Source organism: Paenibacillus sp. Y568 (assembly GCF_059445545.1).
The window spans coordinates 39,012-46,372 of sequence record NZ_JCAIUM010000029.1; the positions used below are offsets into that span (position 1 = coordinate 39,012).

At 36.3% G+C, this 7,361-nt stretch carries 6 protein-coding genes and 2 pseudogenes; all 8 read left to right on the forward strand.

Going from position 1 to position 7,361, the window contains the following annotated elements; all coding sequences use genetic code 11:
- Window positions 1-26: 26 nt before the first annotated feature.
- The 8 genes and pseudogenes from AC1D7X_RS24630 to AC1D7X_RS24665 all read left to right on the forward strand — a co-directional run bounded on the left by AC1D7X_RS24630 (window position 27) and on the right by AC1D7X_RS24665 (window position 7,192).
- Window positions 27-845: a TIM barrel protein gene (locus AC1D7X_RS24630; RefSeq protein ID WP_495476330.1), complete on the forward strand. Its 819-nt coding sequence runs from the start codon at window positions 27-29 to the stop codon at window positions 843-845.
- 56 nt (window positions 846-901) lie between these two features.
- Window positions 902-1,873, forward strand: coding sequence for a hypothetical protein (locus tag AC1D7X_RS24635; RefSeq protein WP_495476331.1), 972 nt, complete (start codon window positions 902-904; stop codon window positions 1,871-1,873).
- Between the two features lie 231 nt (window positions 1,874-2,104).
- Window positions 2,105-2,320: pseudogene (locus AC1D7X_RS24640) on the forward strand (antibiotic biosynthesis monooxygenase family protein); the annotation flags it as partial.
- 210 nt (window positions 2,321-2,530) lie between these two features.
- A complete protein-coding gene (locus AC1D7X_RS24645; protein WP_495476332.1) occupies window positions 2,531-2,638 on the forward strand; it encodes a hypothetical protein in 108 nt (35 codons plus the stop codon).
- Window positions 2,639-2,664: 26 nt separating this feature from the next.
- A complete protein-coding gene (locus tag AC1D7X_RS24650) occupies window positions 2,665-2,928 on the forward strand; it encodes a hypothetical protein (RefSeq protein WP_495476336.1) in 264 nt (87 codons plus the stop codon).
- 117 nt (window positions 2,929-3,045) lie between these two features.
- A pseudogene (locus AC1D7X_RS24655) lies at window positions 3,046-4,299 on the forward strand (transposase).
- 762 nt (window positions 4,300-5,061) lie between these two features.
- Window positions 5,062-5,499 carry a hypothetical protein gene (locus AC1D7X_RS24660; protein WP_495476333.1) on the forward strand — a complete coding sequence of 146 codons (438 nt, stop codon included), beginning with the start codon at window positions 5,062-5,064 and terminating at the stop codon, window positions 5,497-5,499.
- A gap of 1,108 nt (window positions 5,500-6,607) precedes the next feature.
- Window positions 6,608-7,192, forward strand: a complete 585-nt coding sequence (locus AC1D7X_RS24665) for a sugar O-acetyltransferase (RefSeq protein ID WP_495476334.1) — start codon at window positions 6,608-6,610, stop codon at window positions 7,190-7,192.
- Window positions 7,193-7,361: the final 169 nt, after the last annotated feature.

Sequence of the window (7,361 nt, forward strand, 5' to 3'; positions counted from 1 at the left end):
TGAACGTGAAGTTGAGGTGTTAAACAATGAACTATATTCGCTTAAAAACAAATTTAAATGAGATTAGTATCACAGACCGACTTCAATATAATCCTGAAATTATTGAATTTTATCTGACAGAAGAAGACATTGGGCATCCAAATCTAATAATTGAGCAAATTCGTCGACTACATAATTTGGGTATAAGAGTCTACTTACATCACCCACCTAGATTCCAAGGAACATATCTGGATATCATGTCGGATGATGTAGAGATGAAAGCATTCTATTGTTACTCTTCGGAAGTACTTGCAGAGATTTGCAGGCAAGAAAGAGTTCGCTGTATAGTACATGCTCATTACATTGATACGATAAGCTCGGATCTACATGGCCGTCAAGCGTCGATTCGAATGAAACACAGGGTTGAGGAAGTCCAACAATTTGCTGAGGGTCTATTTTTATGGGAAGACACAACTGAAGGATTGTTTTCTTACGCAAATCCTTACCTTATGGAAGAAATTATTGTGCCCCTCAACTTACCACTGAATGTGGATGTTAGCCATACTTTTATTGCTTTACAGGGCAGGAATAAGGGATTGGAACGAGTATTAGATATTACTCAAAACTATGCACATTACTATCATTTAGTAGATAGTTTAGGGCAATCTCATGATGCACTTCCTCTCGGACAGGGTTCCATCGATTGGAGTCTAGTTAAGCCTTATGTGCAACATAAGGATTTTATATTTGAAATTGGTTTGAGCGGAGATTTAACCGACTGCTCACCAATGATAAGAAGTGCGGAGTATTTTGTAAATATAGGGGATGTATCTAATATCAGAAAAGAAAAAAAACAAATAAGATAACCAATTAGGTCCTATGAGATAGGAAATTTACTCGCATTATGAATGGAGGAGTTTAATTGAATTCAAAATATTTACCTATAACGATTTCACCAATAACTTGTTATCTCCATCAAGCTCATCAACTATGTATTGTTTTAACAGACGAGAAAAAGAAAACATGGTTTTATAATAATTATGCACAGATATATAGCAGAGATAAAGAAATAGATCTAAAATTCGATTTTCTCTCTTACGATGGGAAGTACGCTCGATTTCCTTGTATTAATCAAAATTGGCTAACGAGAGACTTTCTTTTCAGGACGAAGCTTAATTTGATTCAGTTTATAATAGATTGTATCGATCAGGGGGTTTATTGTGAAATTGTAGTAGATGAATATTACATCCCTTCAAAAGTAAACTATTTAAAGAAAACATACCCTCATCAAAATTTAATTTATGGATATGATAAGGACTTACAACAATTTAAAATAGTTGGTTTTAATCAAGCCAACAAATTTACGGAAATGGAAATTAACTTTGAGAGCCTTGAGAAAGGATTTGTACATTCACCTTGGGCTGGTGTTGGCTTTTTTGACCCCACTACGGATATTGAATATACGAATTCTGACCTTGAAGTAAATCTTCCTTTACTAAAAAAGTATTTACTAGATTACGTTAACTCAACGAACTCTTTTGTGCATTATAGACCAATAGATGCTGTTTTTGGAATGGATACCTATCAATTATATAAAAAAGAGTTTCTTGAAACAGGGGATTCCGATATACGTCCGCTACATACTTTTTGGGAGCATAAAAAACACATGGTTTCTAGAATTAATTACTTTAAAGAAACAGGAATTTTAACTGTGCAGGATGATTTGCGGCAGCGTTTTGTTTCTCTGGAGAAAGATTTCTTTGTGCTAAGAACGCTGATCATGAAGTATGATATAAAGAATGATAGGACGATTTTGAGTAAAATCAGTTCAAGGCTGGATGTTCTTATAGAAGAAGAACGAGATTTATTAGGTCGTTTCATATCATTGTTGTGATTTCGATGTGCCCCTTGCGTTAACAGTAACGATAGAATCTTTGGTTACATAGATTCAAAATTTAGAAAAATACTCGAATATACTGGACTATTTAGTCCAAGATTAGTGCTAGAACATTGAGCTTAATTCTGCTTACAATTCTATTCGACTAAAATCCCATTCTTACAACGTCCGTGATTTCTTGTGAAATCGTGTCTGCATTGATACTCTTTAATCCGGTTATGGCGACCTTCCCAGCAACCTGGTTTCTTAGGAATCGAAAGTGTAAGGGATTCTTCGGGTTCTGGCATTACGATTTCCTAATGGGATAACCTGGAGGTTATAAGTAACTGGAAGAACAATCAAGCCCACAAAGTTGCCCAGGAAAAAGGCATGCAAGAATGGTGCCAAAACTATAACGTGAAAATTTGCAAAGTTGAACGGGAGTATTTCTCGAGTACGCAATAATACTTTCTAAGAATTTAATCTTACTACTGGAAACGACCGTGCAATGATCCGCCTTTTTCATATCGCGGTTCTATCTTTCGGGTCTAAATAAATGAGGAGTCTATTATGGGTACAATTAACTATTCTATTGTTGATGTTTTTTCGCAAGGAAAATATACAGGAAATTAACTTGCTGTTTTTAAAAATGCTGGAAGCCTTTCTGATCGTGAGATGCAACAAATCGCCAAAGAAATTAATTTTTCTGAGACTACCTTTATATTATCTGATGCAAAGAAAGACAATGGTTATGATATTCTTTTGCGGGGCATCCGACTTTAGGAACTGCCTATATTATTCGAAACGAAATATTAGAGGAAACCTTGGATCAACTTATTTTAAATTATAAAGCCGGGAAAATTTCAGTTTCGTTCGATAATCAAGAAGAAATTCTATGGATGAAACAAAATATACCAATATTTGATAAAATATTAGATGCGAATAAGATTGCTGAAGTTTTAAATATAGATAAGGTATTCATAGATGAAAGGCTTCCTATCCAAGAGGTTTCAACGGGTTTCCCTACAATTGTTGTACCTTTAAAATCGTTAGAAGCTGAATCAATTTCATAATTCTAAAGCCTTACTGCGCTTAGGCTTATAAACATTATAAAAAGGAGTACCTCCCTAAATCTCGAAGTGTTTAGGTACCACTACCACGCACCAGAGAGAAGAAAGGAAGAACTCCACATGTATAGTATTCAACAGGAAAGTCTGTTTTCCTTGGGGGATTTATTAGAAATGTCACCCAAGGATACCTACGGGTATCTTTTTGAGACCTTAGATGTTAATCTTTTCTTACGTGTTGTTTCCAAAAAGGCGTTTCTAGGGGCACCGAGTCAGTTGAATTACACAGCGATGTTACATTCGCTGTTCATTCGAATCGTGGAACGCATTCCAACGATAAAAGATCTAAGGAAACGTTTGAAAAGAAGCATTGAGTGGCTTTACCGGTTCCGATCGGATTCCAAGTGAAGCTTCGTACACGCCAAAAACTTCATAAATCCCAAGTCTTTCAGAAATCGCCGACCGGAGAAGAAGAAAGATGATACGGATCAACTAGCCACTGAACTTCCGAAGAAGAAACGTGGCCGCAAATCCAAGGGTGAGCGAGAGCAATGGTTAAAGGAACAACTGGAACTTGAAGAAAATCGCCCCCTGTTCGAGAAGAAGGTAGAAGTACAATTACCTTACGGATATGACGCATTGGTGAAGGAAATCCCATGTGTTCCTGCATGGGGTGTGAAGAAGAACTCCGAAGGTAAAAACGTGTTCTGGTATGGCTATAAAGCACATCTTCTGGTCGATTGCAAAACCCAATATATCCTTACAACATTGCTTTCTTCAGGAAACATCAACGATGGGAAAATGGCTATTCCGTTGCTTAAAGGACTGGTCGAAAGGCATCCTAACCTACCCGTTAAGCATGTACTTGTAGATGCTGGTTATGATTTAGTTCCGATTTACCAGCAAACCAAGGTGATGAACGCGAGAGCACTGATCGATTACAACCGTCGCAATGAAAAATAGGATGCAGACGTGGACAAATACTTTCGTCCGACCTGTAAAGAAGGTCATTCTTATCGGTACGACAGCTTTGATTCGAAATACGAAACTCTAAAATGCACGCAGCCAAAAGAGTGTATTTTAGAGTTTAAGGATGGGAAATGCCAGAAGGTCTTTAAGAAAAAGATCGACGATAACCTAAGGAAATACACCGTTCCAGCTCGTGGTAGTGACAGTTATTACGATCTGTGCAAGAAGAGAACAGCAGTTGAACGCGTAAATGCGTATCTGAAAGAGTACTTTCAGTTGAATAACATCCGTCATCGTGGAGCGCTGGCTAAGGTTGATTTTGAGCTTGCGTGTCTAACCTACACGGCTTGTAAGCTAACATCTGATCGCTTGTACCAAAGTATTAAAGCTAATAAATTAGCTGCATAACTCCCATTTTCAAAAAAATGATGTTGTAATATTCGGCGCGTCTGATTATTGAGAGGACGCTTTATGAAATTGATTCAAATAAATAGTGTTTGAGGATTTCGTAAATTGATGTAGTCTGCATGACATCATTAAAAACAAACTTTATTGTGATTTACAGGTACAAACTTTAATGTAAATGTAGAAATGGTTATCTTATCTTGGACACCAACTATAATGTGAAATAAGAAATTGCCAAAAAACTTAATTTTCGTTGATATTACTAAGTTTTTGAGACACCAACTATAATGTCACTGAACAATTATGTCTGTTGACATTAAAGTTGGTACCTAAACATTATAGTTAGTGTCTTTACACAAGAGTTAGTACCTTTACAATAAAGTTAGTATCTGGTGTTCGGTGTTAAAATAGACGCAAGCCGGTTTGCGATGGTTTAATTCAAGGTACTAAGAAGATAATTAACAGCAATTAATACACTTAGAAAAGTCCCGATGATAATGTCGGGGCTTTTCTTTTTTTTGATTGGTGACGAAAAGATAGTTGGTGGAAATATTTTTAATATGCAATATATGATAAGGATGAGATTTGAAAATAAAGTGTTAAACTCATCATTAAGCTCCCAAGGAAGAACTCATTAACTTCTATCATCTGTGGTGCAGCGCTTGCGCTGCATGTGTGGCTAACGGGCAGTTTAGTTCAACAAGATAAGTGGAGGTTTTATGTCGCATTTGACACAAAATATGCAGTAAGAAGGGGATTAATGATATGTCAATAGAAGCCCACAAATGCAACGTAAAAGGTTGTAAAGGTTTCGTGGTATTTGAAAATGCTGACTTTGATTTTAAAAACGTGCCAACCGATGAAGAAGCAGGAATATACGCTTTTGATAATCCCGAGTGTAGTGAGTGTGGAAAAGTGTTTTTAGTCGTACCTCATTATGAAGTGATCGACTATAAAGCTGAGGAAGTAATACAATCTGGTTGTATTACAGAATGGGTGAAGCGAGAGAGTGAACGGAAGTTTGAAGAAGAAACTAATCCTTTATTGAAGATTGACTTCTTCCTTGAACAAAGGGAATACACATATTCGGCTCATGAAGTAATCGCTGAATATTCTGAGTATCAGGAAACTCCTTGTTATATAAGCCATTCTATGCGGGATTGCTTCGATAATTTGGAGAGCGAGATTAAGGCATTGTTATAGTTACGCAGTACGACGATATTGTGTAATAAAAGAAAGCGTACTTGTTCAACTAACGGACAGGTTAGCGTAACAATATATGTGCCGATTTCGTAATTTAATAGAAGTCACAAATATGGAGGATATAACCCCATGAAAAAGGCTTTGATAATTATTTGCTTTGCTATCGTGAAATTTTGATATTATCAAAGAATAATCCTCAGGGAGGAAGAGTCAGGATAGTTCATCTATTTGAATTGGAGGGGTATGATGAAGTCCATGAAAATAATGTTATTAGGAATAAGTATCATGCTATTTGCAGCAGTTTGGGCGCTCGACCCAGTTGCTAGTCTAGGTGGAGCAGAATTTATAATATTATTTATTGGTTTGATAACTTCAGTAATTGGATTCTTTTATAAAGATGCGAACAATTAGATTAGGTTTTCAACTAACGGGCAGTAGAGCGTGGTGTTGCCTTGTTAAAAAACAGGGCAATTATATGTGGTATTATATGGTACGATTATCCATAAGAGATGAGGTGCCGTTATCAAGAAAAGATATGCCTTCCTAATAGTTTCCATATTATTGTTTGTGATGGTTTATACAAAACCAAGTACTCAAGATTATGATATTTATCTCCATAAGGTCCATGGTCTTAAATGCGACAGTACCGAAAGCTCGAATTGCTTTCACACTATAAATGACTTGAAATCATCACATCTCACACATCAGATTATTTTTATGACAGCAGAAACAAAAATATTTGGAGAGGCAGACAATAAAATACGAGTAGTAGGTATTTTCAATCATTTCTTTGTAATAGAAAATAGTCTTCATCCTAAATCGGATAATAACAATAATATCGGAGTTCCGTTACGCTAACGGGCAGTTTAGCGTAACAATGGATTTGGTATATGAGAGTTGTGTAATATACTGATAATGTGTAGAATGTGTTCAAAAACCTTCGTGAATTGAATAAATATCATTAGGCAAATCACGAAGGGTATTGAAGTAACCTCAGTAACCTCATCTTATATGTATTTGATATTTTTTAACCAGAGTCTGTTAGTGATCTGATTATTCGCCCAACAAAACAAGAAGTATAATTAAATTAGGTAGGTGATTTTTAAAAATGGACATGAAAGATTTTATAGACTTTTGTAAGAAAGGCAGCCCAATTTCGGGTGAGGATAAAGAATTGCATGGATTATTAATTCAATGTAGTTATCAAGCTCAAAAGATCACAATGGAATTGAATACTTCCTATCATTCAAGAGAAGAAATAGTGGAGATTTTTAGTGAACTAACAGGCAATAAAGTTGATTCGTCTTTTATGTGTTTCCCGCCGTTTTATACAGACTATGGGAAAAATATTAGTATAGGAAAGAATGTGTTTTTCAACACAGGCTGTTCCTTCCAAGATAGAGGTGGAATTAGTATAGGAGACGGTACAATGGTTGGTATGAATGTCACGATTGCTACACTTAATCATGGGTTACCTTTGGAGACGAGAAACACAACATATCCCTCTCCAGTTATAATTGGGGAAAACGTATGGATCGGGTCAAACGCAACCATACTGCCCGGCGTGACGATTGGGGACAACTCTGTTGTTGCGGCAGGAGCAGTTGTCACTAAAGATGTTCCAGAGAATACTGTCGTTGCAGGAGTACCAGCAAAAGAGCTGAAAAAAATTAATAATAATTTGGAATACTGAACATGTGATTAGCTTTTTAAGTTAATCATGATTGAACTAACGGGGAAGTATGACAAGTTCTGTATAAGCGCTTTACAGCGCGAAAAAACAGAGATTTCATGAAATGAAATCTAACTTTACAACCGAGGATGGGAATGACGGAACCATGTATCCTGAAACCATCCCGTCA

Bases quoted from the DNA above. Each gene is read 5' to 3' on its own strand.
- AC1D7X_RS24660 (WP_495476333.1), top strand. From the start codon at position 5,062: ATGTCAATAGAAGCCCACAAATGCAACGTAAAAGGTTGTAAAGGTTTC.
- AC1D7X_RS24665 (WP_495476334.1), top strand. From the start codon at position 6,608: ATGGACATGAAAGATTTTATAGACTTTTGTAAGAAAGGCAGCCCAATT.
- AC1D7X_RS24630 (WP_495476330.1), top strand. From the start codon at position 27: ATGAACTATATTCGCTTAAAAACAAATTTAAATGAGATTAGTATCACA.
- AC1D7X_RS24645 (WP_495476332.1), top strand. From the start codon at position 2,531: ATGCAACAAATCGCCAAAGAAATTAATTTTTCTGAGACTACCTTTATA.